The organism is Actinocorallia herbida, assembly GCF_003751225.1.
In the GTDB taxonomy this organism is placed as follows: Bacteria; Actinomycetota; Actinomycetes; order Streptosporangiales; family Streptosporangiaceae; genus Actinocorallia; species Actinocorallia herbida.
This window is the reverse complement of sequence record NZ_RJKE01000001.1, coordinates 3,250,845-3,274,588: the sequence shown is the minus strand read 5'-3', so window position 1 is coordinate 3,274,588 and position 23,744 is coordinate 3,250,845. Positions and strand designations below refer to the sequence as shown.

24 protein-coding genes are annotated in these 23,744 nt (G+C 72.4%); 10 read left to right on the top strand and 14 right to left on the bottom strand.

Features of this window, described 5'->3' with window-relative positions:
* Positions 1–30 precede the first annotated feature (30 nt).
* A complete protein-coding gene (locus tag EDD29_RS15295) occupies positions 31–1,218 on the bottom strand; it encodes a thiolase family protein (RefSeq protein ID WP_123665050.1) in 1,188 nt (395 codons plus the stop codon).
* A 44-nt stretch (positions 1,219–1,262) separates the two neighbouring features.
* Positions 1,263–2,432, bottom strand: coding sequence for an acyl-CoA dehydrogenase family protein (locus EDD29_RS15290; RefSeq protein WP_123665049.1), 1,170 nt, complete (start codon positions 2,430–2,432; stop codon positions 1,263–1,265).
* A 160-nt stretch (positions 2,433–2,592) separates the two neighbouring features.
* Here EDD29_RS15290 and EDD29_RS15285 point away from each other — a divergent pair, with 160 nt between their 5' ends.
* From EDD29_RS15285 to EDD29_RS15270, 4 genes are all read left to right on the top strand, one after another.
* Entirely contained in the window at positions 2,593–3,300 is a 708-nt protein-coding gene (locus EDD29_RS15285; RefSeq protein WP_123665048.1) for a TetR family transcriptional regulator, read from the top strand.
* 474 nt (positions 3,301–3,774) lie between these two features.
* Positions 3,775–4,212 (top strand): GntR family transcriptional regulator, encoded by a 438-nt coding sequence (locus EDD29_RS15280; protein WP_123665047.1) that lies wholly within the window; start codon positions 3,775–3,777, stop codon positions 4,210–4,212.
* Positions 4,209–5,192, top strand: coding sequence for a DUF1648 domain-containing protein (locus EDD29_RS15275; RefSeq protein WP_123665046.1), 984 nt, complete (start codon positions 4,209–4,211; stop codon positions 5,190–5,192). Before EDD29_RS15280 ends, EDD29_RS15275 begins: the two co-directional genes overlap by 4 nt.
* A gap of 301 nt (positions 5,193–5,493) precedes the next feature.
* A complete protein-coding gene (locus tag EDD29_RS15270) occupies positions 5,494–6,237 on the top strand; it encodes a hypothetical protein (RefSeq protein ID WP_148085968.1) in 744 nt (247 codons plus the stop codon).
* Here EDD29_RS15270 and EDD29_RS15265 read toward each other — a convergent pair.
* Both EDD29_RS15265 and EDD29_RS15260 read right to left on the bottom strand, forming a co-directional pair.
* On the bottom strand, positions 6,195–7,172 hold the full coding sequence (locus EDD29_RS15265) for an aldo/keto reductase (protein WP_123665044.1): 978 nt from the start codon (positions 7,170–7,172) through the stop codon (positions 6,195–6,197). The genes EDD29_RS15270 and EDD29_RS15265 overlap by 43 nt on opposite strands.
* Before the next feature lie 159 nt (positions 7,173–7,331).
* On the bottom strand, positions 7,332–7,535 hold the full coding sequence (locus EDD29_RS15260; protein ID WP_123665043.1) for a cold-shock protein: 204 nt from the start codon (positions 7,533–7,535) through the stop codon (positions 7,332–7,334).
* A 545-nt stretch (positions 7,536–8,080) separates the two neighbouring features.
* Between EDD29_RS15260 and EDD29_RS47695 the strand changes: the two genes are divergently transcribed.
* On the top strand, positions 8,081–8,212 hold the full coding sequence (locus tag EDD29_RS47695) for a hypothetical protein (protein ID WP_281280893.1): 132 nt from the start codon (positions 8,081–8,083) through the stop codon (positions 8,210–8,212).
* Positions 8,213–8,467: 255 nt separating this feature from the next.
* On the opposite strand, the gene EDD29_RS15255 is transcribed toward EDD29_RS47695, so the two are convergent.
* The 7 genes from EDD29_RS15255 to EDD29_RS15225 form a co-directional block, all read right to left on the bottom strand.
* Positions 8,468–9,064, bottom strand: a complete 597-nt coding sequence (locus tag EDD29_RS15255) for a DUF1349 domain-containing protein (protein WP_123665042.1) — start codon at positions 9,062–9,064, stop codon at positions 8,468–8,470.
* A gap of 72 nt (positions 9,065–9,136) precedes the next feature.
* On the bottom strand, positions 9,137–10,159 hold the full coding sequence (locus EDD29_RS15250; protein WP_123665041.1) for a FecCD family ABC transporter permease: 1,023 nt from the start codon (positions 10,157–10,159) through the stop codon (positions 9,137–9,139).
* Positions 10,156–11,235 carry a FecCD family ABC transporter permease gene (locus tag EDD29_RS15245; RefSeq protein ID WP_246052784.1) on the bottom strand — a complete coding sequence of 360 codons (1,080 nt, stop codon included), beginning with the start codon at positions 11,233–11,235 and terminating at the stop codon, positions 10,156–10,158. Before EDD29_RS15245 ends, EDD29_RS15250 begins: the two co-directional genes overlap by 4 nt.
* 41 nt (positions 11,236–11,276) lie before the next feature.
* Complete coding sequence (locus EDD29_RS15240; RefSeq protein WP_123665040.1) at positions 11,277–12,317, bottom strand: iron-siderophore ABC transporter substrate-binding protein; 1,041 nt, start codon at positions 12,315–12,317, stop codon at positions 11,277–11,279.
* A gap of 295 nt (positions 12,318–12,612) precedes the next feature.
* Complete coding sequence (locus EDD29_RS15235; RefSeq protein WP_123665039.1) at positions 12,613–13,890, bottom strand: MFS transporter; 1,278 nt, start codon at positions 13,888–13,890, stop codon at positions 12,613–12,615.
* Entirely contained in the window at positions 13,887–15,044 is a 1,158-nt protein-coding gene (locus EDD29_RS15230) for a PLP-dependent cysteine synthase family protein (protein ID WP_123665038.1), read from the bottom strand. Before EDD29_RS15230 ends, EDD29_RS15235 begins: the two co-directional genes overlap by 4 nt.
* Positions 15,045–15,211: 167 nt before the next feature.
* Positions 15,212–15,610 carry a hypothetical protein gene (locus EDD29_RS15225; RefSeq protein ID WP_148085967.1) on the bottom strand — a complete coding sequence of 133 codons (399 nt, stop codon included), beginning with the start codon at positions 15,608–15,610 and terminating at the stop codon, positions 15,212–15,214.
* A 347-nt stretch (positions 15,611–15,957) separates the two neighbouring features.
* Here EDD29_RS15225 and EDD29_RS15220 point away from each other — a divergent pair, with 347 nt between their 5' ends.
* Complete coding sequence (locus tag EDD29_RS15220) at positions 15,958–17,403, top strand: sulfatase family protein (protein WP_170201416.1); 1,446 nt, start codon at positions 15,958–15,960, stop codon at positions 17,401–17,403.
* Positions 17,404–17,718: 315 nt separating this feature from the next.
* On the opposite strand, the gene EDD29_RS15215 is transcribed toward EDD29_RS15220, so the two are convergent.
* Both EDD29_RS15215 and EDD29_RS15210 read right to left on the bottom strand, forming a co-directional pair.
* Positions 17,719–18,468, bottom strand: coding sequence for a polysaccharide deacetylase family protein (locus EDD29_RS15215; RefSeq protein ID WP_246052781.1), 750 nt, complete (start codon positions 18,466–18,468; stop codon positions 17,719–17,721).
* Positions 18,469–18,817: 349 nt separating this feature from the next.
* Complete coding sequence (locus EDD29_RS15210) at positions 18,818–19,051, bottom strand: hypothetical protein (protein ID WP_123670491.1); 234 nt, start codon at positions 19,049–19,051, stop codon at positions 18,818–18,820.
* A gap of 255 nt (positions 19,052–19,306) precedes the next feature.
* Here EDD29_RS15210 and EDD29_RS15205 point away from each other — a divergent pair, with 255 nt between their 5' ends.
* From EDD29_RS15205 to EDD29_RS15190, 4 genes are all read left to right on the top strand, one after another.
* The gene (locus EDD29_RS15205) at positions 19,307–19,900 is read left to right on the top strand and encodes a TetR/AcrR family transcriptional regulator (protein WP_123665035.1); all 594 of its coding nucleotides are present in this window, start codon (positions 19,307–19,309) and stop codon (positions 19,898–19,900) included.
* Positions 19,897–20,088, top strand: coding sequence for an alpha/beta fold hydrolase (locus EDD29_RS15200; protein ID WP_211359733.1), 192 nt, complete (start codon positions 19,897–19,899; stop codon positions 20,086–20,088). The genes EDD29_RS15205 and EDD29_RS15200 overlap by 4 nt, the downstream gene beginning before the upstream one ends.
* 251 nt (positions 20,089–20,339) lie before the next feature.
* Positions 20,340–21,998: a long-chain fatty acid--CoA ligase gene (locus tag EDD29_RS15195; RefSeq protein WP_123665034.1), complete on the top strand. Its 1,659-nt coding sequence runs from the start codon at positions 20,340–20,342 to the stop codon at positions 21,996–21,998.
* Positions 21,999–22,122: 124 nt separating this feature from the next.
* On the top strand, positions 22,123–22,617 hold the full coding sequence (locus tag EDD29_RS15190; RefSeq protein WP_123665033.1) for an STAS domain-containing protein: 495 nt from the start codon (positions 22,123–22,125) through the stop codon (positions 22,615–22,617).
* Between the two features lie 17 nt (positions 22,618–22,634).
* Here EDD29_RS15190 and EDD29_RS15185 read toward each other — a convergent pair whose 3' ends face one another.
* Entirely contained in the window at positions 22,635–23,648 is a 1,014-nt protein-coding gene (locus EDD29_RS15185; RefSeq protein ID WP_211359732.1) for an NAD(P)H-dependent flavin oxidoreductase, read from the bottom strand.
* Positions 23,649–23,744 lie beyond the last annotated feature (96 nt).

Sequence of the window (23,744 nt, the reverse complement as noted above, 5' to 3'; positions counted from 1 at the left end):
CGGGCCTCGGTAGAGAAAGGGGACGAGATGTCAGGAAACGCGCCGGACGAGGGCCGCGAGCGCCTGACCGCCGCCGATGCACATGGTGACGACGCCCAGCTCGAGATCGCGGCGGACCAGGTCCTTCGCGACGCGCAGGGTGAGGATGCCGCCGGTCGCCCCGACGGGGTGACCGAGCGCGATCGCACCGCCGTAAGGGTTGGTCTTCGCCGGGTCGAGACCCGCGTCCCGGATCACCGCGACGGCCTGGGAGGCGAACGCCTCGTTCAGCTCGATCACGTCGACGTCGGCAGGGGTGAGCCCGGTCTGCTTGAACAGCTTGGCCAGCGCGGGCACCGGCGCGTAGCCCATCAGCTCGGGCTCGATCGCGGCGGTCGCCACCGACTCGATCACCGCGAGGCCGGTCAGCCCGCGCTCGGCGGCGGCGGTCTCACGGGCCAGCACCACGACGCCCGCGCCGTCGTTGATGCCGGAGGCGTTGCCCGCGGTCACCGTGCCGTCCTTGACGAACGCCGGGCGCAGCTTCGCCAGGGTCTCCACGGTCGTGCCGGGGCGCGGGTGCTCGTCGGTGTCCACGGTGACGGGCTTGCGGCCGCCGGTGGAGACCGCGGTGATCTCCTCGGCGAAGGCCGCGCGAGCCTGCTCGGTCGCGGCGCGGCGCTGGGACTCGGCGGCGAACGCGTCCTGCTCCGCGCGCCCGATGCCGTACTTCGTGGCGACGTTCTCGGCGGTGACGCCCATGTGGATGCCGTGGAACGGGTCGGTCAGCATGCCGACGGTGCCGTCGACCAGGGTGCGGTCGCCGAGCTTGTAGCCCGAGCGCGCGCCGAAGTCGTAGAACGGCATCCGCGACATGTTCTCGTCACCGCCCGCGAGGGCGAAGTCGACGCCGCCGTCCCAGCGCATCTGCATCGCGGCCGACCACACGGCCTGGAGGCCCGAACCGCACAGGCGGTTCACGGTGTAGGCGGGCGTCGAGACGGGCAGCCCCGCGGCCAGCGCGACCCGGCGCGCGTTGTAGGCGTCGGGGCCGACCTGGCCGATGCAGCCCATGACGACCTCGCCGATGTCCTCGGCGCCGACGCCCGCGCGGGCGAGGGCGGCCCTGGCCGCGGCGGCGCCGAGCTCATGGGCGGGCACGTCCTTGAACGCGCCGCCGAAGCCGCCGACGGGCGTGCGCGCGCCGTCCAGGATGACGATCCGCTCGGGGGTGCTCATACGGGCTCCTTGGGTCTTTGGAGGGGTGGGGAGACTCGCGGCCGTTACTTGAGGAGCTGGCGGGCCATGACCATGCGCTGGATCTGGTTGGTGCCCTCGTAGATCTGGGTGATCTTGGCGTCGCGCATCATCCGCTCGGCCGGGAAGTCGGAGGTGTAGCCGTAGCCGCCGAGCAGCTGGACGGCGTCGGTCGTGATCTCCATCGCGGCGTCGGAGGCGGCGCACTTTGCGGCGCTGGAGAAGAAGGTGAGATCCTTGATCTGGGCGCCGTGCATGGCGGCCTCGGACTTGGCGGCGGCGGCGTAGGTGAGCTGCCGGGCGGCCTCCAGCTTCATCGCCATGTCGGCGAGCATGAACTGGACGCCCTGGAACTCGCCGATCGCCTTGCCGAACTGCTTGCGCTCCTTGACGTACCCGATCGCGTAGTCGAGCGCGCCCTGGGCGATGCCGAGGGCCTGGGCGGCGATGGTGATCCGGGTGTGGTCGAGCGTGGCGAGGGCGGTCTTGAATCCGGTGCCGGGCTCACCGATCATGCGCCACGCGGGGATCCGGACGTCCTCCATGATCACCTGACGGGTCGGGGAGCCCTTGATGCCGAGCTTCTTCTCCTTTGGGCCGAAGGAGACGCCCGCGTCGGCCTTCTCGACGACGAAGGCGGAGATGCCGCGAGCGCCGATGCCGGGCTCGGTGACCGCCATGACGGTGTAGAAGTCGGCGACGCCCGCGTTGGAGATCCACATCTTGACGCCGTTGAGCACGTAGTCGTCACCGTCGCGGACGGCCCGGGTCTTCATGCCCGCGGCGTCGGAGCCGGCCTCGGGCTCGGAGAGGGCGTAGGCGAACAGGGACTCGCCGCTCGCCACCTTCGGCAGGTAGGTGGACTTGATCTGCTCGGACGCCGAGAGCAGCAGCGGCACGGTGCCGAGCTTGTTCACGGCGGGGATGAGCGAGGAGGAGGCGCACGCGCGGGCGACCTCCTCGATCACGATCACCGCGGCGAGCGCGTCGGCGCCCTCGCCGCCGTACTGCTCGGGGACGTGGACGGCGTGGAACCCCGCCTCGACGAGGTCCTTGTAGACGTCCCAGGGGAACTCGCCGCTCTCGTCGGTCTCGGCGGCGCGCGGGGCGATCTTCTCGTCGGCGAGGGCCCTGATGGCCTCGCGCAGCATCTCGTGCTCTTCGGACACGTTGTACAGCCCGCCGACTTCGCTCATCGCATTCTCCTCAAGGGGTGTCACTATGTGACATAGACTAAGGCACTCAGTGCCATGCGACTAGACCCAGGGGAACCGGACCGGCCGACCGTGGGCCCCGACCGTGCGCCGGGGCCGGTGTTACGGTGGATCGCCCGGCTCGGGGGCGGGAGGAAGTGCGATGTCCGGAAGGCGCGACGCGCGGCGCGAACTGATGTCCGCGGCGATCAGCCTGTCCCTGGCCCACGGCTTCGAGGCCACCACCGTCGATGAGATCGCGGCGGCCGCCGGGGTGGCCCGGCGTACTTTCTTCCGGCACTTCCGGGCCAAGGAGGACGCGGTCCTCCCCGACCACGACGCCTGCCTGGAACGGGTCCGCGCCTTCCTCGACGCGGCCTCCCCACTGGATCCGCCGCTCCAGGTCGTCGCGCGGGCCGCCGAACTCGTGCTGGACATGTACGCCGCGGACCCGGAGACCGCGGTCCGGCGGTACGAGGTGATCCGCCGCGTCCCGGCCCTGCGCGAGTGGGAGATCGCCGCGACCAGCCGCTACCAGCGCGCCTTCGTGACCTACCTGAACGCCCGCCGCCCGGCCGCCGACCTCGACGGCTTCCGTCTCCACCACGAGGTCGCCGCCTCCGCCGTCGCCGCCACGCACAACCACGTCCTGCGCACCTGGCTCCGCGCCACCGCCCCCGGCGACGTCCGTCCCCTCTTCACCGCGGCCATCACCGAAGTCCTCACCGCCCTCACCCCCTGGCTCGACTCCGGCACCGCAGCCCCCGCCGCCACCCCGGCCGACGACATCATGATCATCCTCGCCCCCCGCACCACCCCCCTCTGGAAGCTCGCCGAATCCATCCGGGCCGCCGCGGACCCCGCCCCCTGACGACCCCCGCACCGTCCGCGTGACACCCGCGTCCCGCACCTGTTCAGCGACGCGACGACCCGCCTCCTCGCTCGATGTCGCCCGTGCGGCGGATCATGGCGTGCGACCCATGGCGCCCCTGTCCCGTGCCCGTTGACGCCGGCCCGTCGGATTCCTTGTCCGGCCAGGCCTCAGGGCCGGACCTCGCCGCTCTCCGGCACCCGCGAGAGCGGCCTACGGACGCCCTGACGGGTGGCGATCGGGGCGTGGCGCTCAAGATCCCTCACGTGAGGGATGCCAGGTGGGGGCGGGGTGCGTAAGCATGAGTGAAAGCAGTGGTCAGGGCTGGTTTTCAGGACCACGGCTGGTTTTCAGGACCACGGGTGGTTTTCGGGACCACGGGTGGAGCGGTGATGGGGGAGGTCGGGATGGGCGGAGGAATCGCGTATAGTCCTAGTTGGAGTAGGACTATACGTTCTGTGAAGCGGAGGGCACGTGCTGATCTCGATCGATCCGGCGGAGGAGACTCCGCTGTTCGAGCAGATCGCGGCGTCGGTGCGGTCCGGGATCATGGACGGGTCGATCAGCGCCGGAGACCGGATGCCGACGGCGAAGGTGCTCTGCGCCTCGCTCGGGGTCAATCGGAACACCGTGCTGCACGCCTACCAGATGCTCCGCGACGAGGGGCTGCTCGAGCTGCGGCGGGGCCGCGGCGCGACGATCACCGAGCGGGCGGGCACGCTCGCCCGGCTGTCCGACGCGGTGCGCGGCCTCGTGGACGAGGCCCGTGCCCTCGGCGTCTCAGCCGACACCCTCGCCCGATTGATCAGGGAGTCCTACCCGCGCGACCTCGCGGACTCACCGATGGCCGCGACGGTCCCCGTCCCCGCACCAGGTCGCGTATCGCGTCACACCGAAGGAGAATCCCGATGACCGCCTCCCCGCCGCCCACCGCGCGCTTCCTCGCCGTAGCAGCGGGGCTGCCCGCCCTCTTCACCGTCATCGCGGTGGTCGCCCAGCTGATCCTGCTGCCGCGGCTGCCCGATCCCGCCGCCACCCATTGGGGCTTCAACGGCCTGCCGGACTCCTTCGGCCCCCGCTGGATCGGTCCGCTCCTCGCCGGTCTGCTCGGTGCGGGCCTCCCCGCCCTGGTCGTCGCCAATGCGCTGCCCGGGCTGCGCCGGGGAGACGGCGGCGGGGCGTACCGCCTGTCCGGCGCGCTCGCCCCCGCGATCTCCCTGTTCATCTGCGTGCTGATGATCCTGACCACCGTGGCGCAGCTCGACCTGGCCACCGCCCGCGAGTCCAGGCTCGCGCCGGCCTGGGTGCTCGTGCCGTTCGCGGCCGCCCTCGCCGTCGGGGTCGCCTCCTGGTTCGCCCTCCCCCGCGAGGCCGGCTCGGCGCCCGGATCCACGGTGTCGCCGCGCCCGCTCACGTCCAGCGAACGCGTGGTCTGGACGGGCCGGGCGACGCTCTCGCCGATCGGACTCGTGCTCATCGGGCTCCTCGTCGCCGGCTCCTGGGCAACCGTCTTCCTCACCGCGCCGGAGCAGACCTGGATGGCCGTGGGCGTGGCCGTGCTCGTCCTCGTCGCCACTCTCACGACGATGACGTTCCGCGTCCGGGTCGACGGCAGGGGCCTGTCCGTCGTGTCGGTCTTCGGCCTGCCCCGCTTCCGGGTGCCACTCGCCGACATCGCCTCGGTCGAGGTGGTGCCGGTCCGACCACTCGGCCAGTTCGGGGGCTGGGGCCTCCGCCGCATCCCGGGCGCCTTCGGCGTCGTCCTGCGCACCGGCGACGCCCTCCAGATCACTCGCCGCTCAGGCCCCCGCTTCCTCGTCACCGTCGCCGACGCCCCCACCGCCGCCTCCCTCCTCCAGGGCCTCGCCACCCGAGCCGCCCGAACCCCCTGACCCGCCCCGCCACCAGCCCAAGAGCTCCCACCGGGGCGGCCCCCGCACCGCCGGAGAACCACCCGCCCAGGGGCAACAGCACCCGGGACTCCGGCCCCTGCGCCTGCGCCGTCCCGCCAGGCAAGACACCCGCCCAGTCGGAAGCCTCCCGAGGACCTGACCGCCTCCCCCACAACCGGGTGGACACCTGCAACACGCCCGTCCGCGCCCAGGCGGCGGCGCACAGACGGCAGCGCGCAGGCGGCGACCCACAGGCAGCAGCACACAGGCAGCAGCGCACGACCATTTCCATGTCGCCGGTGTGAACGTCGCCCTCATGGAGGCCGACCCCGACGATCCCCGCCTCGTCCTGCTGGAATCGGCGAGCCGCTCCCGCTCCCAGGAGGCCGCGCCGCGCGCCCTCCGGCTCGCCCTGCGCACGGCCCGCGACGACAGGTGGCGGGGCGCAGAAGGCGGGGCGCAGAAGGCGGGGCGCAACTCGCCCCCAGGGGGCGATCCCGTTATCGGAGCGCGCCTGGGTGGTACCGCCCACCCGCGGGCCCCGCGCTCCGCGCAGCGCCGCGCCGGAATCCAGAGGGCGGGCCCGACCTATGCGGGCAGTGCATGCCGAGCCGGGGCGTTGAGGTGGACGGTGGTCTCCGTCCTGTTGGAGACCGCGCCGGGCGTGGCGACGACGGGGGCCGCGCGCCCGGGACGGTCGGGCTACACGGTGGCGGCGCATGGGCGGCGGATGCCGCAGGTCCCCGAGAACCACACGCTCGACCACTTCCGGGAGTGGACGGACGGATCGCGCGCCAACGTCGGCGTCGACAGGCCCGATGGCGCCGCGGCGCGACGAGGCGCGGCCGGGGCCGCCGCCGGGGGCCGTCCTCGGCGAGCGAGTGCGTGGCGGCACGGCCGGCCGGGCGTGCTCGGGCGGCGGGCGGGGTCAGGGCCGCGCCCGAGACAGCGACGAGGCGGTGGCCCGCCGAGGGCGGTGGAGATGACGGGTGCGGTCCGGGGCTACCAGCGGTGGTGGACCGAGGGGCGGATCCTGCGGTCGTAGAGGGCGGCGATCTCGGTGAGGGTGCCGGGTGAGAGGGCCGGTAGGGCCGCGGCGGAAGCGTTGGCCCGTGCCTGGTCGGGGGTGCGGGCGCCGGGGATGACCGTGCTCACGCCGGGCTGCTGGATGATCCAGCGGAGGGCGGTCTGGGCCGGGGTCGCGCCGGAGGGGGCGAGCGCGGCGAACTCCTGGGCGGCGTCCACGCCGGTGTCGTAGTCGACGCCGGAGAAGGTCTCGCCGACGTCGAAGGCCTCGCCGTGGCGGTTGAAGTTCCGGTGGTCGGCGGGGGCGAACGCGGTGTCGTGGCGGTAGCGGCCGGACAGGAGGCCGGAGGCGAGCGGCACCCGGGCGATGATGCCCACCCCGGCGGCCTCGGCCGCGGGCAGGACCTGCTCCAGCGGCTTGCGGCGGAACGCGTTCAGAATGATCTGGACCGTCGCGGTGCCCGGCCGTGCGATGGCCGTCAGCGCCTCGGCGCAGGTCTCCACGCTGACACCGTAGGCGGCGATCCGCTCTTCGGCCACGAGCGTGTCAAGGGCGTCGAACACGGCGTCCGAGGAGTACACGGCGGTCGGCGGGCAGTGCAGCTGCACGAGATCGAGCCTGTCGACGCCGAGGTTGGCGCGCGACCTGTCCGTCCACTCCCGGAAGTGGTCGAGCGTGTAGTTCTCGGGGACCTGCGGCATCCGCCGTCCCATCTTGGTGGCGACGAACACCCCGGGATCGTCGCGCAGGAACCTGCCGACGACGCGCTCGCTGCGCCCGTCCCCGTAGACGTCGGCGGTGTCGAGGAATGTGACGCCCGATGCCACGGCCGCCTCAAGGACGGCGAGCGCGTCTTTCTCCTCGACCTCGCCCCAGTCCGCGCCGAGCTGCCACGTGCCGAGCCCCACCACCGAGACCCGACGATTCAGCCGTCCGATGAGCCGTTCTTCCATCCCCCGAGTATCCCACCGCCCCTGACCCGGCATGATGCGGCCCGAACTGAGAGCTGGGACTCGGGTTCCGAGGAGGACGTGCCGGAACGCGAAAAGCCGGGCCCCGCGTGAACGCGGGACCCGGCTTCGTTGACCTACGTCAGGCTTCTTTGACTTACGTCAGATGCCGACGATGTTCTCGGCCTGCGGGCCCTTGGGGCCCTGCGTGATGTCGAAGGACACCTTCTGGCCCTCCTGGAGCTCACGGTAGCCCTGAGCGGCGATGTTGGAGTAGTGGGCGAAGACGTCGGAGCCTCCGCCGTCCTGCTCGATGAAGCCGAAGCCCTTCTCCGCGTTGAACCACTTCACAGTACCGGTAGCCATATTTTCTCCTTAGGTGAGAGGCAGTGCCGGGAACCGCACCTTGCGATCCCCGCGTCGCCGCGATGAATCCCATCCGGAGATGACCGGTCGAAAACAAAACACGCAACCGCGTAGTATCAGCAGGTGCACAGAGTTCATGGGTACCACAACTGCAACTGGTCTAACTCTACCACGCCCCCGCCATCAGGTCGCAACTGATCGCGCACGCGACGGTCGCCTCCCCGCCGTCCCGCCGGCCGGGCCTTCCCGCCCCTCACCGACCGGACGCCACGGGAACGGAGCCCGGAGCGGGCCCTTCGCCAGGCGCTCGCGCAGCCCTCCCCGCCAGGCAAGGCGCGGAATTCAGCGATTCTTCAAACAACCGGCCAATCACATGATCCTCAGCAATGTGGTCGGATATTTATCTTTACCACCACAATCATCTGATTTTACCGAGATTTGGCTTTAGGATCGGGGCCTTCTGTCGCTCGGTCCCCCGGAACCCCCTTTATCCCGCCTCTGTTCCTTGGCCGTGCCAGTTCTCCGCGATCGCCGCCACCAAGACGATGCTCGCCGAGCCGCCCCGGACGACGAGCCACCACCGCGACCTCCCCACCAGGAACTTCAACCGCACCGGCCTCCGGGTCCACCACGGCTCCAGGGGCATCGTCCGGCTCGTCCAGGACTTCGCCGACTGATCCGGACACCCCGATCTGAGATGTTCCGGATAGGTCCTGCCGAATCTAAGATCGTGATCCGGAGCCGAACACGACGAGTTCCGCCGACGAACTGAAGATCCTGAGCGGCACGGACAGGCGCACCGTCCAGGCGCTCAACGACCTGCACGGCGGTACGCCGCCCGCCGCACCGGCGGACGGCGACAGCGCGCTCTCCCCCGCCGTGACCGCGCTTCGGTTCGACCGCGACGACCGGATGCTGTGCCGAGCCGGGAGTCAGGGTGCGTCGTGGAGGCCCGTGTCGGCGGGGCCGAGGACGAAACGAGTGAAGCGGACTCGTAGGCCGCCGCGTGACGGTGAGCAGCAGAACGGGCCCGCGGTGGCCGCCGCGTCGGGGGCGAGATGAGCCAGGCGGACCATGCGCCAAGGGCCGTCGGCGGCTCGGGCGCGGACGGTCAGGGCGTCGCCCGACCGGCTGACGCGCACGGTGACGGGCAGGCCGGCCCACTCGGGTACGGCGGCGAGCGACCAGTCCGAGGTGCCGTGGGTGACGACGGCGCCGAGATGCGGGGTGCCGTCGGTGGCTTCCACGCCTGCCTTCACCCAGGTCTCGGCGTCGACCCTGACCAGTACTCCCGCCTGGTCGTAGAGCGCGGTGAGGGCGGCCTCGAAGGTGACTTCGACGGCCGTTCCCGCTGGGAATCCGGCAAGGAGCGCGTGCCCGTCGTCACGGACGAACCCGTAGCCCGTGTGCCGCCAGAAGTCGCTGCCGTGCGCGGTGGTGACGACCAGGGAGGCCCCGTCAGGCTCCGCCGAGGGAGGCGGGTTCAGCCAGCCGGCCTCGCCCCACGGCACGATTGCTCCGGCGTCCATCGGCACCCCGTTCGTCAGCCGTTTCGTCGGCACCGTCCTATGCCCGGCGGGAGAGCCGCGTCAAACGGGAGGTCAGCCGCGCCGTAGGCCGGAGCGGACGAGGATCCAGAGGAGGTAGGGGGCGCCGACGACGCCGGTGACGACGCCTGCGGGGAGGGGGACGTCCGGGATGGCGAACTGGGCGACCAGGTCGGAGGCCAGGAGGACGGCGGCGCCGATGAGCGCGGAGGGGAGCAGGGCGACCGATCCGGTGGCGGTGAGGCGGCGGGCGATCGGGGCGCTGACCAGGGCGACGAACGGAACGGGGCCGACGACGGCGACGGCGGCCGCGGCGAGTGCCGCGGCGAGGCCGAGCATCAGGGTGCGGGTGCGGCCGACCTTGACGCCGAGGGCGGCGGCCGGGTCGTCGCCGAGTTCCAGGACGGTGAGCCGCCGGCCGAAGGCGAGGGACGCGGGCAGCAGCGCGGCGGCGCAGACCGCCAGGGTGAGCGCGGTGTCCCAGCCTGACCGGCCGAGGCTGCCGTTGATCCAGACCAGGGCCTCCTGGGCGTCGCGGATGTCGCTGCGGGTGAAGACGTAGGACACGACGCTGGCGCACACGGCGGAAACGCCGATGCCGACGATGACGAGCTGGTGCGCGGCGCGCCGCCAGGACAGCAGATAGACGACGGCGGTCGCCGCGACGGTCCCGGCCAGGACGATCCCGGAGAGGGCGAGCCCGCTGATGCCGAGGAGGATGAGGCCGATGACGCCCGCGGCGCTGGCGCTGTTGGTGACGCCGATGATGTCGGGGCTGGCCAGCGGGTTGCGCAGGATCGACTGGAGCACGGCGCCGGACAGGCCGAGGCACGCCCCGGCGAGGAGCGCGGTGACCATGCGCGGCATGCGCAGTTCCAGGATGACGAACCGGGTCATCGCGTCGGCGCGGCCGATGAGCGCGGAGAAGACCTCCGGGGGGCTGACGGACGCCTTGCCGATCGTGAGTCCGAGCACCGCGAGCGCGGCGATCACCACGGCGAGCGCGCCGGCGACCCGGGCCTCGCGCAGCCGTGCCCGCCGGAACTGGCGGCCCACCGGGGAGGGGGATACGGTCATCGGCGTCCTTTCCCGCGCATCCGGATGAGGGCGACGAGCAGCGGCGCGCCGACGGCGGCGACCACGACGCCGACCTGGAGTTCGCCCGGCCGGACGACGACCCTGCCGAGCACGTCGCAGCCGATGAGCAGCGTCGGCCCCGCGAGCGCCGCGTACGGGATGCTCCAGCGGTGGTCGGGGCCCGCCATACGGACCGCGAAGTGGGCGACCATGAGGCCGACGAAGGAGATGGGGCCGGCGGCCGCGGTGGCCGAGCCGCACAGCAGGACCACCGAGATCGCGGCGAAGGCGCGGACGAGCCCTACCTTCTGGCCGAGACCGCGTGCCACCTCCTCGCCCATGGCGAGCCCGTTGAGGCCCCGGCTCACCGCGAAGGCGAGGACGAGCCCTGCGGCGATGCCGGGCAGCGTCTGCCAGAAGATCGTGAAATCCCGCGCGGAGAGCGCGCCGACCTGCCAGAAGCGCATCTCGTCGAGAGCGGCGCGGTCGGTGAGCAGGATCCCGGTGACCAGCGAGGTGAGCGCGGCGGTGACCGCCGCCCCCGCGAGCACCATCGTGACGGGGGTGGCCCCGCCGCGCCCGGCGGCGCTCGCCACCCCGTAGACGACGACGGTCACCACGGCGGCGCCGAGGAAGGCGAACCAGAGGTATCCGGAGCCCTGCACGCCGAACACGCCGAGCGCGAGCACGACGAACAGGGAGGCGCCCGCGTTGACCCCGAGGAGTCCCGGGTCGGCCAGCGGATTTCGGGTCAGGCCCTGCATGACGACTCCGGCGACGGCGAGGCCGAGGCCGACCGTGATGCCGACGAGCGTGCGGGGGAGCCGCTTCTCTACGACGATCAGATGGTGCGGGTTCGCCGGGTCGTAATGCGTGAGCGCCTGCCACACCGTGCGAAATGGCAGCGCGTTGGCGCCGACGGCGAGGCTGAGCACGCACGCCGCGACCAGGGCCGCGACGAGCACGAGCAGACCGGCGGCCAGGGGCCCGAGCCGGCGGCGCCGCAGCGCCGGTCCGGCCGGGGCGCCCTGCGCCGGCGGTTCGGTCGTGCCCCGGGTGACGGGAAGGTCGGACACGGAGAGCTCTTCCGGTTACTCGGGTTTCCGGTCGCCCGGACCTACTCGGCGGCCTTCGCGGCGACCTCGGCGAGCTGCGGGACGTACTGGTCGAGCATCCACGGGATGGACAGCACGGTCGGCGCGCTGGTCGCCATGACGAACGACTCGCCGACGATCGGCGCGAAGCGGCCTTCCTTGATGGCGGGGAGCGCGGCGATGACCGGGTCGGCGACGAACTTGTCGACGTCGGCCTGGCTCGCGAAGTACATCACCAGGAGGTCGGTCTCGATCTTCGAGACGTTCTCGTAGCTCAGCTGGTAGAAGAAGTCGCCCTCGGTCGGCTTGGCGTCGAGGTCCTTGACGCTCGCGGCCGGGGTCAGGCCGAGGTCGACCAGCATGCCGACCCGCGGGTCGTTCTCGCGATAGACGTTGAGCAGGTCCGCCTCGTTGGCCGCCGCGTAGAAGAACGTCTTGTCCTTCAGCCCGGGGTTCTCGTCCGCGAGCGCCTTGACGGACGCCTGGGTCTGCGCGAGCAGGTCGGCGGCCTCTCCGCTCCTGCCGAGGGCCTTGCCGACGATCTCGATCTGGTCCTGCCACGCCAGCGACCAGGGCTTCTCCGGGTAGGCGACGACCGGGGCGACCTTGCTGAGCTTGTCGAAGTCGTCCTGGGTGATGCCGGAGTACGGGGCGAGGATGACGTCGGGCTCGGCCTCGACGATCTCCTCGAAGGGCACGTCGGTGCCCTCGGGCAGCAGGGCCGGGGGCGTCCCGCCCAGCTCCTTGATCTTGTCGGCGTCCCAGGGGAGGAAGCCGTCGGCGTCGCCGCCGTAGGTGTTCTTCGGCATCGCGACCGGCACGACGCCGAGGGCCAGCGCGGCGTCCTGGCTGGACCAGCCGAGGGTGACGACCCGCTCGGGCGCCGCGGGGATGACGGCGTCGCCGAGGGCGCTGGTGATGGTGACCGGGAACGCGTCGGCGGCGGCCGCGGACGCGCTCGTCTCGGTCTCCGGCTCGGCCGAGGAGCACCCGGAAAGCGCGAGGGCGGTCACGGTGACCAAAGCGGCGAGTGCGGCCCGGGGCGACCGAACGACGGTGAGCAAGGTGGCACTCCAAACAGATGAAACAGGTGTTAAGTGAGGCTTACCTTACCTGGATCTTTTTCTGGGTCTTTACCCAGGTGCCCCTCACCTCGGAGCGTTCCGGTGAGCGTGACCGCGTCCGCGCGAGGAAGGCGCGACCGGCGTGCGTCCGCGGAACGCCGTGCCCGCCCTCCGCGCGGACGGTCCGTCCGCGACTTCGGAGCGTGATCCGTCGTCGGCTCCAGGCCGATGCGAGCGCGCGCTTCGACCGCCGACAAGCCTTGTTCCGTAAGGCTCATCGGCGGTCGAGCGCGGGTCAGGGCGCGTTCGCCTCGATCGGCGCGGGGTGCCCGGCCGTCAGGCGGCCTGTGCTGCCGAGCCGGTGCAGGACCGCCGTCGTGGTGGCGCCGACGGCGGCCAGCGCGAGCCAGGGCAGGGCCGGCGCGCCGAGGCGGCGGGCCAGGTCCAGGGCCGCCCCCGCGCCCAGGTTGCCCAGGGCTATCCCGACACCGGCGATGGTGTTGTAGAGGCCGTAGTGGGTGGCGACGAGCCGGTCGCCGGACAGCGTCACGATGACGTCCATCTCGAACGGGAAGGTGATCATCGTCGCGCACGCGATGAGCACGCCCGTCGCCAGCAGGGGCGCCGCCGCGACCGCGAACCCGGCGAGCGAGGGCCGGGCCGGGACCGCGGCGCCGGTGAGCGCGGGCAGCAGGAAGGCCGCCGACAGCAGCGCGTTCCCCCGGACCAGCGCCCGGCCCGGGCTCCACCGCCGGGCGCACCACGCGGTGAGGCGGGTCTGCGCGAGCACGGTGAGCAGCCCGCCCGCGGCGAACATGGCGGTGACGGCCACAGCAGCCCGGCCCCCGCCCGGATCCAGCGCGCGCAGGGCGAGCGGGAGTGCCAGGTAGGTCTGGAAGGACAAGAGATAGGTGCCGCACATCGCGGCGGAGAAGGCGAGGAAGCGGCGGTCGCCGAGCACCTGCCTCCACGTGGTGCGGACGGGCAGCCGGCCCGACGGGGTCGGCGGCCGGTGCGGCAGCGCGGTCAGCTGCGCGACGGTCAGCACGGCGAAGACCGCGGCCGCGGTCAGGCACGTCGTCCGGAACCCCACCGCCGTCAGGGCGAGCCCGACGACGGGCCCGGCGAGGATCCCCGCCTGGTAGAAGGCGTTGAAGGCGGCGAAGGCCTCGACCCTCCGCGCCCCCGCCTCCGCGGCGAGGTAGGCGCGGACCGCGGGGTTGAACAGGGCGCCCGCGAGCCCTGTGGCGGCGGCGCCGAGCACGAGGCCCGGCAGCGTGTCGACCAGGCCCAGGAGGGCGAAGCCGCCGGTCCGCAGCAGGCAGCCCGCCACGATCAGCGGCTTCGGGCCGAACCGGTCGGCGAGGGTCCCGCCGACCAGGAACATGCCCTGCTGGCTGAGGTTGCGCACGCCCAGGACGATGCCGACGAGCGCGCCGGTCAGGCCCAGGCCCTCGGACAGGTGGTCGGCGAGGAAGGGCATCAGCAGGTAGAAGCCGAGGTTGATGCCGAACTGGTTGACCATCAGCAGCCGGGCCGATCGGCTGAAGGACCGCTTCGCCTGACGGGTCATCGGGGCTCGTCCTCCGCGCTCGGGGCCGGCGCCGGGTCGGTGACGGCGCGGCAGCGCGTCCAGCGGATCGCCTCGCGCTCGCTCGGATGGTCCATGACGTCCGGGTGCTCGGCGGGCGGCGAGCCGAGCAGGCCGTGGGACGCGCAGTACGCGTCGTCGTAGATGGTGCCCGCGTAGCGCGCGGGGCCGTCGGGGAAGACCGCGGCGATGCGCGTCTCGGCGGGCAGCGTTCGCGCGAGCCAGCCGGCGACCAGGGCGACCGCGCCGACGCTCCACCCGCCCGTCGCGTAGTGGTGGGCGGCGAGCGCGCGGCAGGCCCAGACCGCCTCGGCGGGCGCCACCCAGTGCACCTCGCTGAACAGGTCGTAGGCGACGTTGCGCGGATAGATGCTGGAACCGAGGCCGCGCATGAGCCTGCTGCGGGCGGGCTGGCCGAAGATCGTGGAGCCGACGGTGTCGACGCCGACGAGCCGGGCCGAGGGGAAGCGGTCGCGCACCGCCGCGAACACCCCCGCCGAATGCCCTCCGGTGCCGACCGAGCACACCAGGACGTCGACCCGGCCGAGCTGGGCGAGGAGTTCCAGGCCGAGGCCGGTGTACCCGGCGGCGGCGTCGGGGTTGTTGTACTGGTCCGGCCACCAGGCGCCGGGTTCGGCGGCCATCAGCCGTTGGACGGTCCTGCGCCGCGCCTCCTGCCAGCCGCCCACCGGGTCGGGGGTGTCGACCATCACCACGCGGACGCCGTGCGCGGCGAGCAGCCCCGCCATCATGGGCTCCAGCCCCGGGTCGGTCACCATGGTGACCGGATGCCCGTGCACGATCCCCGCGAGGGCGAGGCCCATCCCGAAGGTCCCGGACGTGGACTCGACGATCGGCGCGCCCGGCGCGAGGTCGCCGCGGGCGCGGGCCGCGGCGACCATCGCCAGTGCGGCCCGGTCCTTGATCCCGCCCGGATTACCGCCTTCGAGCTTCGCCCAGAAGCCTCGGTCCGCGCCGGAGAACGGCTCGCTCACCCACAGCACCGGCGTGTCGCCGACGAGTTCGAGGGGCGAGCGACAGGCCCGTCCCGCGGTCAGGAGACCACCGGTGGGGATGGACGCGGCGGGACGGGCGGGGTCGGGAAGCGGGAGGGCGGAAGAGGTGAAGACCGACATGAAGGCACCCCAAAGGAAGGCGTGGCAGAAGGCTGACGGGCGCGGGCTCGTCCGCGGGAACGCGGGCGGCGGCGCCATGGCCGACGGAAGGCCGGCGATGCGGGAAGCGGGACGCGAGGCGCGTCGAGGTCCGGTGAGCGCGTCGGCTCAGCGGGCGCGGACGGCTGCTAGGTCAGCCTTGTGCACAGCAGGACCAGGTGATCCGCGCCGGTGCGGAACACCACCCGGTCTTCGAGGGTCCTCCGGGCGGGCGATGGGCCCGGCTCGGCCGGCAGCGGGCAGCGCGCCGACGCCGTGGGAGACGGCGACTGCTCGGCCGCGGCCAGGGCGACGGGCGACTCCGCGGCGCAGCTCTCGCCGTGGTGGTGGTGCCCGGTCTGGCACTCCGCGATGGTCGCGGTGGCGGCGGCGGACCGGGCGACCGCGGCTCCGGGCGCCGGCAGATGGGACGCGGCGTGGGCGCCGCTCCCGGTGACCTGCCCCAGCAGCATCGCGCACACCAGGACGAGGAGGAGCGAAACGCACGATGAGGCGACATTGCGCCAAGTCACCATCCGATCACTCATGGTCATAGCCTAGCGGACGTGCCGCGGCGGCCCGAAGGGCGCCCTCTCGCGACGGGACCGGGAGCACGCACCGGCGCCCCGGCGGAGCGCCGAGCAAGTCGTTCGATCTACGTTCGCAACACCCCACCCCGGCTCGCACCGCACCGATATGGTCTTTGAGGCTCAGACCGGACCGGACCCGGCGGCCATGCGCACCCGTGCTCCCGCAGGCTCCCCCGCGGCCAAGATTGACGTATTCCATACCGGAAAAGTATGGTTTAGGGCCTAGGCGATTCTTCGCTTTTGCAGCACTCTGTGTATGGCCGACGCGCCGGGATCTCGCCCTGCGGAAAAGATGAGGTGACCTCTTGGGTGCGGAAGTACAGCTGGGACGGCGCGGGTTCCTGACAGGAGCCGCCGCCGCCGTGGCCGCCGCCGGGAGCACGGCGTGCGCGCCCTCGGCGACCGTACCCCCCGTCCAGGCGGTGCAGGAGGTCGCGGAGGTCCACGAGGCCGGGGCGCAGCCCGTGGACTCCCGGCCGAACATCCTCGTGATCGTCACCGACGACCAGCCCAAGTACCTCGCGGAGGCGCTGCCCAAGACCCGGCGCTGGCTGGTCGACCAGGGTGTGGAGTTCACCAGCGCGCACGCGACGACCCCGCTGTGCTGCCCGTCCCGGTCGTCCATCTTCTCCGGCCGCTACGCCCACAACCACGGGGTCCGCGACAACTACCTCAAGCTGAACCTCGACCAGAACACCACCTTCCAGCGGCATCTCAAGGACGCCGGGTACCGCAACGGCATGTTCGGCAAGTACCTGAACGAATGGCGGATCAAGATGCCGCCGGAGCACTTCGAGGACTTCGCGGTGCTCAGCCCCGTCGGGTACGTCGACGGCAGGTTCAACCGCAACGGGGAGATCGCCAAGCTCCCCGGGTACACCACGCACCACATCCGCGACTTCGCCCTCGAGTTCGTCCGGCAGGGCACCCGTGACCCGAGGCCCTGGTGCGCCTACGTCGCCCCGTACGGCTCGCACGCGCCCTTCACCCCCGAGGAGCAGTACGCGGACGCGCCCGTTTCCGCGTGGCAGGGGCGGCCGTCCGTCGCCGAGACCGACAAGAGCGACAAACCCCCGTACCTCCGCGACGCCCACACCTCCCTGTCCCGGGGCCGGACCGTCCGTCGTGAGCAGGCCCGCACCCTCATGTCGGTGGACGACACCGTCGGCGCCCTGCACGACGAACTGAAAGCCACCGGGCAGCTCGACAACACCCTCGTCATCTTCATCGGCGACAACGGCTATCTGTGGGGCGACCACGGCTGGGGACGGAAGTCGGTGCCCTACCGTCCCGCCTACGAGGTCCCCTTCTTCCTGTCGTGGCCCGCGGGCGGCCTCGCGTCCGGCACGAAGGACGACAGGATCGTCGCCAACATCGACGTCTCGGCGACCGTCCTGGACGCCGCGGGCGTCACCCCGAGCACGCCCCAGGACGGCAGGTCCGTCCTCGGCCCGGACGAGCGCGACCACCTCCTCCTGGAGTTCTGGCGGCAGGGCGGCGACCGCCGCCCGCCCCACTCGTGGGCCTCCTACGTGAGCAAGACCGAGCAGTACACCGAGTACTACGCGCTGCAGACCGGCCCCGCGGGCGTCCCCGTCGGCAGCGGCCGCGTGGTCTTCCGCGAGTACTACGACCTCGCCGATGACCCGTACCAGCTCGTCAACAAGCTGTACGGCGCCTCCCCCCAGGACGAGCAGTCCTGGGGCATCCCCGGCCTCGTCTCCCGCCTGGCCGCCGACCGCCTCTCCTGAGCCCGCCCCGCACCGGCCGCCATCCCGGCACCCCGGCACCCCGGCACCCCGAGCACCCATGACCTCCCCCGCCCGGCAATCGCCGCGTTCGGCACCCGTCGGCGGTGCCGGTAAGAGGTGCCGGACGGCACCGGCGCATTCCTGTCGACGGTGCCCCGATCGTGTTGGGGGCGCCGGTGAGAGCCCGCCCGCCCCGGTCTGCGCTGCGGGCCGGGGCGGCCCGCGGCCGCCGACTGCGGCAGGGCGCGGGTGGGGTGGGTGGGGTGGGTGGGGTGGGGTGGCCTTGTCGGGGGTGGTCGTCGGTGGGGCGGCCGGTCAGGGGCGGGCGTCGGTGTAGACCTTGCCCGGCTTGGTGGTCCCGAGGAGTTCGGAGACGGTGACGAGGGTGTAGCCCTTGGCCTCGGCGGCCTTGAGGACGCGCGGGACGGCGGCGACGGTCGTCGGGTGGATGTCGTGCATGAGGATGATGGCGCCGCGGTGGAACCCGGCGATGACGCGCCGGGTGACGACCGCGGTGTCGCGGTCGCGCCAGTCGACCGGGTCGACGTCCCAGAGGATCTGCGCGACCTTGAGCCTGCGCGCCTGCGCCGCGACCCGTGGGTTCGTCGCGCCGTAGGGCGGACGCAGCAGCACGGGCCGCTCCCCGGTCTGGGTCCGGATCGTCCGCAGCGTACGGTCGATCTCGCGATGGATCCGGGAGTCCGACAGCTTCGTCAGCTCCAGATGGTTCTCGGTGTGCACCCCGATCTGGTGCCCGTCGGCGTGCGCCAGCGCGAGCACCCCTTCCCGTGTCCTGGCCCGCGGCCCGACCACGAAGAACGTCACCCGCACCTCGGCCTTCCGCAGTACCCGCAGCAGATCCCGCGTGTACGGCCCCGGCCCGTCATCGAACGTCAACGCCAGGCACTTCCGCTTACGGCAGTCGACCTTCTCCGCCCCCGCTCCATCGCCCGCCGCCCGGTCCTCCGGCCCCACCGCCTCGACCTCTCCCGCATCGCTCTCCACCGCTTCGGCGGGCGCCACCGGCCCCGGTCCCGCGTCGCTCACCTCCGGCGAAGGGGCCACCGGTGCCGTCCCTCCGGCGGCTCCGCCTTCCGCATCCCGCCCCGGGGCCGGCGACCCCATCGACGGAGAAGGCACCGCCCGGACTCCGTCCCCCGCGGGAGAGGAGAGCCCCCACAAGACCGCGGCCCCCGCGACGACCGCCCCCACAGCCTTGCCCCGCATCAGTCCCCCGCTCCTCGCGACCACCCTCAGGCTAAACACCCGAACGCCCGCTAACCACCCACGAACACCTGACTTCATCGACGACGCTCCCGGGCCGCGCCTCCGTTGTGCCGCGCTGCCGGAGGAGTCCGAGGCGACCGCCGAACAGGGACACCCTGAGGCGTTGCCCGCCCCGCGATCCGCGAGGTCAACCCACGGCCGCCATGGGGCGGAACTTCCTGAGGGCGATCCGGGTGATGAGGTAGGCGGAGACGGCGCCTGGGGCACAGTGGACGAAGAGGACGCCGGGGAGAGTGGGGCCGCCCCAATCCGCCTGGTAGGTGGTCGGGTCGCCCATGTCGATGACGAAGGGCTCGGCGAAGGCACGGCCCACGAGATGCAGACCGATGACCAGGGCCAGGGCCATCACGACCTTGCGCACGGCGGCACTCCCTTCACTGCTCGGCTCCCTCTCGATCGGGAACTCGTCCCATGGTCGTGCGGCGGCGCACCACCCGTCATCACTCGCACGAGTGATCTGATCGCGCTGCGAGTCCTCGTCAAGACGGAGAACCAACGGTGCCGCCTCCCCCTCCGTCCGGTGACGTCCGTAGCCCATCCGGCAATTCCTCATATCCCTGGACACGAACTAGGACCCCTAGTTATGTTCTAGGGAGTCTAGGAATGGGTGGTGCCGATGGCGCGCGCCGGATTGACGGCCGAGCGGGTGACGCTGGCCGGGGCGGAACTCGCCGACGACGTCGGGCTCGAGCATGTGACGATGTCGGCGTTGGCGCGCCGGCTCGGAGTGAAGGACGCGAGCCTGTACGCGCACGTGCGCGGGCTGGAGGACCTGCGCGGCCGGATCGCGCTGCTCGCGGCGGACGAGAAGACGATCCGGATCGCCGAGGCCATGGCCGGGCGGTCCGGGCGGGACGCCCTCCTGGCGTACGCGAACGCCTACCGGAGCTACGCCCACGACCATCCGGGGCGCTACACCGCGACCCAGATCCCCGTGGGGATCGACCCCGAGGTGGCCGCCAAGGCGCCGGGGCCGCGCCGTGCGGTCGAGCTGACCTACGGGATGCTGCGCGCCTACACGCTCGCAGAGCCCGACCTGACCGACGCCGTCCGCCTCGTGCGCAGCACCCTGCACGGCTTCACCGCCCTGGAGGCCGCCGGAGGGTTCGCGCACTCGCGCTCGCCCGAAGACTCGTGGGCGCGCTGCCTCGACGCCCTGCACACCCTCCTGGAGCACTGGCCCTCGCCCGCCGAAGGAGACCCGTCATGACGGATCGCGTCACCGGACGCCTCGACGTGGACGGAGCCGTCCTGCGCTACGAGGTACGCGGAGAAGGCCCGCTTCTCCTCCTCATCCCCGGCGGGGCAGGCGACGCCGCCTCCTACGACGGCATCGCCGGCGCCCTGGCCGCCGAGCACGGGGTCGCGTCCTACGACCCGCGCGGGAACGTCCCGTAGTCCGCCGGCCGCGCGGGCGGCCACCGGACTTCCCCTCCGCGCCCCGTGACGGAGCCCGTGCCCTGCCGCCCTGTTTCCACATGGTGATCCGGGACCATGAGCGGGCATCCCGAGATCGTGCCCTTCCCCCGCCGACAGAGGCGCCCCCAGGCGAAAGCAGCTGCTTACGGGTCGGCCATCTGTCCAGAAAACGCCATCACTAGTGTCGAGTGACCGATTTATCGGCGAGTACTGAGGACGGGGAGGCCACGATGAAGAGCACGATGATGGACGTGCCGCTGAGCATTGCGACGATCCTGCGGCACGGGCGGCGGTGGCACGCACGGCGGAAGGTCGTGACGATGACCGGGCCGGGGTCGTGGCGGGAGTCCACGTTCGCGGAGGTCGCCGGGCGGGCCGCGCAGCTCGCCCACGGGCTCGAGGCCCTCGGGGTCACCGGGGACCAGCGGGTCGGCACGTTCATGTGGAACAACCAGGAGCATCTGGAGGCCTACCTCGCGGTCCCGGCGATGGGCGCGGTGCTCCAGACGGCGAACATAAGGCTGTTCCCCGACCAGCTCGTCTACACGATCACCAAGGCCGAGGACCGGGTGCTGATCGTGGACGAGTCCCTGGCCGGGACGCTGGCGCCCCTGTGGGACGAGCTCCCGACCGTCCACACCGTGATCGTGAACGGCACCATCGACCCCGCCCACTTCGAAGGGTCCGGCAAGAAGGTCCTCACCTATGCCGAGCTCCTCGAAGGCAGACCGACGGAGCGCGCCTGGGTCGAGGTCGACGAGCGCGACGCCGCCACCATGTGCTTCACCACCGGGACGACCGGTAATCCCAAGGGCGTCGCCTACTCCCACCGGTCGATCGCGATCCACTCGATGTCGCAGGGCACCTACAACGCGGTGAACATCGGCTTCGACGACCGCAACCTGATCGTCGTCCCCATGTTCCACGCCAACGCCTGGGGATACCCCTACACCTGCTGGTGGTTCGGCGCGGACATCGTCCTGCTCGACAGGTTCCTCAACGCCCCCAACATCGTCCGCGCCGTCGAAGAACAGAAGGTCACCTTCGCCAACGGCGTCCCGACCGTCTGGAACGACGTCCTCACCGTCGTGCGCGCCGAGCCCGGCCACGACCTGAGCGCCCTGCGCGCGGTGATCATCGGCGGCGCCGCGGTCTCCCGCGCCCTCGTGGAGGGCTTCGAGGAGGTCGGCGTCTCGATCGTGCAGGGCTGGGGGATGACCGAGACGTCCCCGCTCGTCACCGTCGCCAAGACGCCGCGCGGCACCGACCCGGAGACCGCGATGTCCCGGCGGCTGTCGCAGGGCCGGGTGTCGCCCGGCGTCGAGGTCCGCATCGCCGACCCCGAGACGCTGGAGATCCTGCCCGCCGACGGCGCCACGATCGGTGAGTTCGAACTGCGCGGCCCGTGGATCACCGGCCGCTACCTCGGCGACGACGACGGCGACAAGTTCCACGACGGCTGGCTCCGCACCGGCGACATCGGCACCCTCGACGACGAAGGCCACGTCCGCATCACCGACCGGGCGAAGGACGTCATCAAGTCCGGCGGCGAGTGGGTCTCCTCGGTCGAACTCGAGAACGCCATCGCCGCCCACCCCGACGTCACCATGGCCACCGTCATCGGCGTCCCCGACCCCAAGTGGGACGAACGACCCTGTGCCATCGTCGTCACCCGCGAAGGCGCCGACCTGGACGGCGAGACACTCCGCACCTGGCTCACCGGCAAGGTCGCCCGCTGGTGGATCCCCGAATACTGGTCCTTCGTCCCCGAGATCCCCCTCACCAGCGTCGGCAAACTCGACAAGAAGGCGCTCCGCCAACGCCGGACCGACGGCGCCCTCCCCATCGTCCACCTCACCACCCCCCTCCCCAAGCCCCCCGAATCCTGACGCCCCGCTGGGCGCGGGCGGGTCCGGTGGGACGCGAGTTCGGTTGAACTATCAATCGTTCGCACGATGCCGTCCGGCGTCGGCCTGCGGAAAATGGGTCGCACACCGAACGGGAGGCACGGACATGGAACTCATCACGAACACGGACAAGGTGCTCGGCTCGGACGCGCCGGACGGCGCGGTCGTCTCGGACTCCGCGCTGCTGCGGATCACCGCCTTCGCGGGCCGGTCGGGACTCCGGTTCTTCGGCGACATCGACTCCTGCACCATCGGAGAGGTCGCGGAGGCCGTCGACGCCGCGGTGCGCCACGGGAACCGCGAGATCTACCTCGACCTCGCGACCGTGGACTTCTGCGGCCTCGAGGGGCTGCGGCTGTTCGCCGAGGCGGCGCGGCGCCTCGGCGAAGAGGGCCGCGAACTCGTGCTCTGCTCGGTCGCGCCCCACCTGGTGCGGGTGCTCCGGCTCGTCGGCTGGGACAAGGTGCCCGGTCTGTTCATCGTGGCGCGGCACCCTTCCTCGTCCGCGCCCCGCTGGGACCGGGCGGCCGGAGACCGTCCCGTCGCGCCCCTCGGCCGGGCCCGGGACACCTCCGTCGGCGGCGTCCTGCGGACCGCCTGAGCGTGCGCCACCGAGCGTCAGGAGCCGGCGAGTTCCGCCACCACCTCGGCCGCCGGGACGGCTCGGGCACCGCGCCAGGAGGTCCCGGCCCAGAGGTGCAGGGCGTCGGCGTCGCCCTGGGCTGCGGCGGCCTTGCGGAGCGGGGACGTCAGATGGTGGACCTGCGGGTAGGCCGCGGGCGCCAGCGCCGAGTAGGCGTCGAGGAAGCGGTTGGCCAGGCCGCGGGCGGGCCGCCCGGTGAACGCCCGGGTCATCGCGGTGCGGTCGTACGCCGGGTCGGTGAGGGCGCGCCGATGGGTGGCGCCGGTGCCGCTCTCCGGGCACAGGAGGAAGGCGGTCCCGGCCATCGCCGCGTCGGCTCCGGCGGCGAGCGCGCGGGCGACGTCCCGGCCCGTGGCGAGGCCGCCCGCGGCGACGAGCGGTAGCCGCACCGCCGCGCGGACCTCGCGCAGCAGCCGGTCCAGCGGGACCCCCTCCAGCGGGCCGTTCGCGAAGGAGCCCCGGTGCCCTCCCGCCTCGGCCCCCTGCACGCACAGCGCGTCGACGCCCTCGACCTGCCGCGCCTCCTCCGCCGACGTGACCGTCGCGAGGACCAGGACCCCGCGCTCCCGCAGCAGCCGGACCGCCTCGGGATCCGGACGGCCGAACGTGAAGCCGACGACCGCGGGCGGATCGGCGAGCAGCGCCTCGATCTTCGCCGGGTAGTCGTCGTCTCCCCCGGCGGGCGTCCCCAGGCCCACGCCGAGCCTGCGCGCCTCCGGCTCGACCACGGCCCCGTAGGCCGACACGGCCTCCGCGTCGGCGGCGTCGGCCGTCGGCAGGAACACGTTCACGCCGAACGCGCCCGAGGTGAGCCGCCGTGTGCGCGCGATCTCCTCCCGCATCGCCGCCGCGGACCTGTAGCCGGCGGCGAGGAAGCCCAGACCGCCCGCCCCGCACACGGCGGCGACGAGTTCGGGCGTGGCCGCCCCGCCCGCCATCGGCGCCTGCGCGATCCGCAGCCGACTCGGCCACTGTGCCCCGCCCGTCATCCGATCCCCTTCCCACGCGTTCCGCTCCCGCCGACCGGCCAAGGCAGGTGGCGAGGACTACACGGCTGTACACCGGCCGCTCCTCGACCGCGCCGC

What these genes read in the sequence shown, in the direction of transcription:
- EDD29_RS15295 (WP_123665050.1), bottom strand. Translation starts at nt 1,218, where the DNA reads ATGAGCACCCCCGAGCGGATCGTCATCCTGGACGGCGCGCGCACGCCC.
- EDD29_RS15290 (WP_123665049.1), bottom strand. Translation starts at nt 2,432, where the DNA reads ATGAGCGAAGTCGGCGGGCTGTACAACGTGTCCGAAGAGCACGAGATG.
- EDD29_RS15285 (WP_123665048.1), top strand. Translation starts at nt 2,593, where the DNA reads ATGTCCGGAAGGCGCGACGCGCGGCGCGAACTGATGTCCGCGGCGATC.
- EDD29_RS15275 (WP_123665046.1), top strand. Translation starts at nt 4,209, where the DNA reads ATGACCGCCTCCCCGCCGCCCACCGCGCGCTTCCTCGCCGTAGCAGCG.
- EDD29_RS15265 (WP_123665044.1), bottom strand. Translation starts at nt 7,172, where the DNA reads ATGGAAGAACGGCTCATCGGACGGCTGAATCGTCGGGTCTCGGTGGTG.
- EDD29_RS15260 (WP_123665043.1), bottom strand. Translation starts at nt 7,535, where the DNA reads ATGGCTACCGGTACTGTGAAGTGGTTCAACGCGGAGAAGGGCTTCGGC.
- EDD29_RS47695 (WP_281280893.1), top strand. Translation starts at nt 8,081, where the DNA reads ATGCTCGCCGAGCCGCCCCGGACGACGAGCCACCACCGCGACCTCCCC.
- EDD29_RS15255 (WP_123665042.1), bottom strand. Translation starts at nt 9,064, where the DNA reads ATGGACGCCGGAGCAATCGTGCCGTGGGGCGAGGCCGGCTGGCTGAAC.
- EDD29_RS15250 (WP_123665041.1), bottom strand. Translation starts at nt 10,159, where the DNA reads ATGACCGTATCCCCCTCCCCGGTGGGCCGCCAGTTCCGGCGGGCACGG.
- EDD29_RS15235 (WP_123665039.1), bottom strand. Translation starts at nt 13,890, where the DNA reads ATGACCCGTCAGGCGAAGCGGTCCTTCAGCCGATCGGCCCGGCTGCTG.
- EDD29_RS15230 (WP_123665038.1), bottom strand. Translation starts at nt 15,044, where the DNA reads ATGTCGGTCTTCACCTCTTCCGCCCTCCCGCTTCCCGACCCCGCCCGT.
- EDD29_RS15225 (WP_148085967.1), bottom strand. Translation starts at nt 15,610, where the DNA reads ATGAGTGATCGGATGGTGACTTGGCGCAATGTCGCCTCATCGTGCGTT.
- EDD29_RS15205 (WP_123665035.1), top strand. Translation starts at nt 19,307, where the DNA reads ATGGCGCGCGCCGGATTGACGGCCGAGCGGGTGACGCTGGCCGGGGCG.
- EDD29_RS15200 (WP_211359733.1), top strand. Translation starts at nt 19,897, where the DNA reads ATGACGGATCGCGTCACCGGACGCCTCGACGTGGACGGAGCCGTCCTG.
- EDD29_RS15195 (WP_123665034.1), top strand. Translation starts at nt 20,340, where the DNA reads ATGAAGAGCACGATGATGGACGTGCCGCTGAGCATTGCGACGATCCTG.
- EDD29_RS15190 (WP_123665033.1), top strand. Translation starts at nt 22,123, where the DNA reads ATGGAACTCATCACGAACACGGACAAGGTGCTCGGCTCGGACGCGCCG.
- EDD29_RS15185 (WP_211359732.1), bottom strand. Translation starts at nt 23,648, where the DNA reads ATGACGGGCGGGGCACAGTGGCCGAGTCGGCTGCGGATCGCGCAGGCG.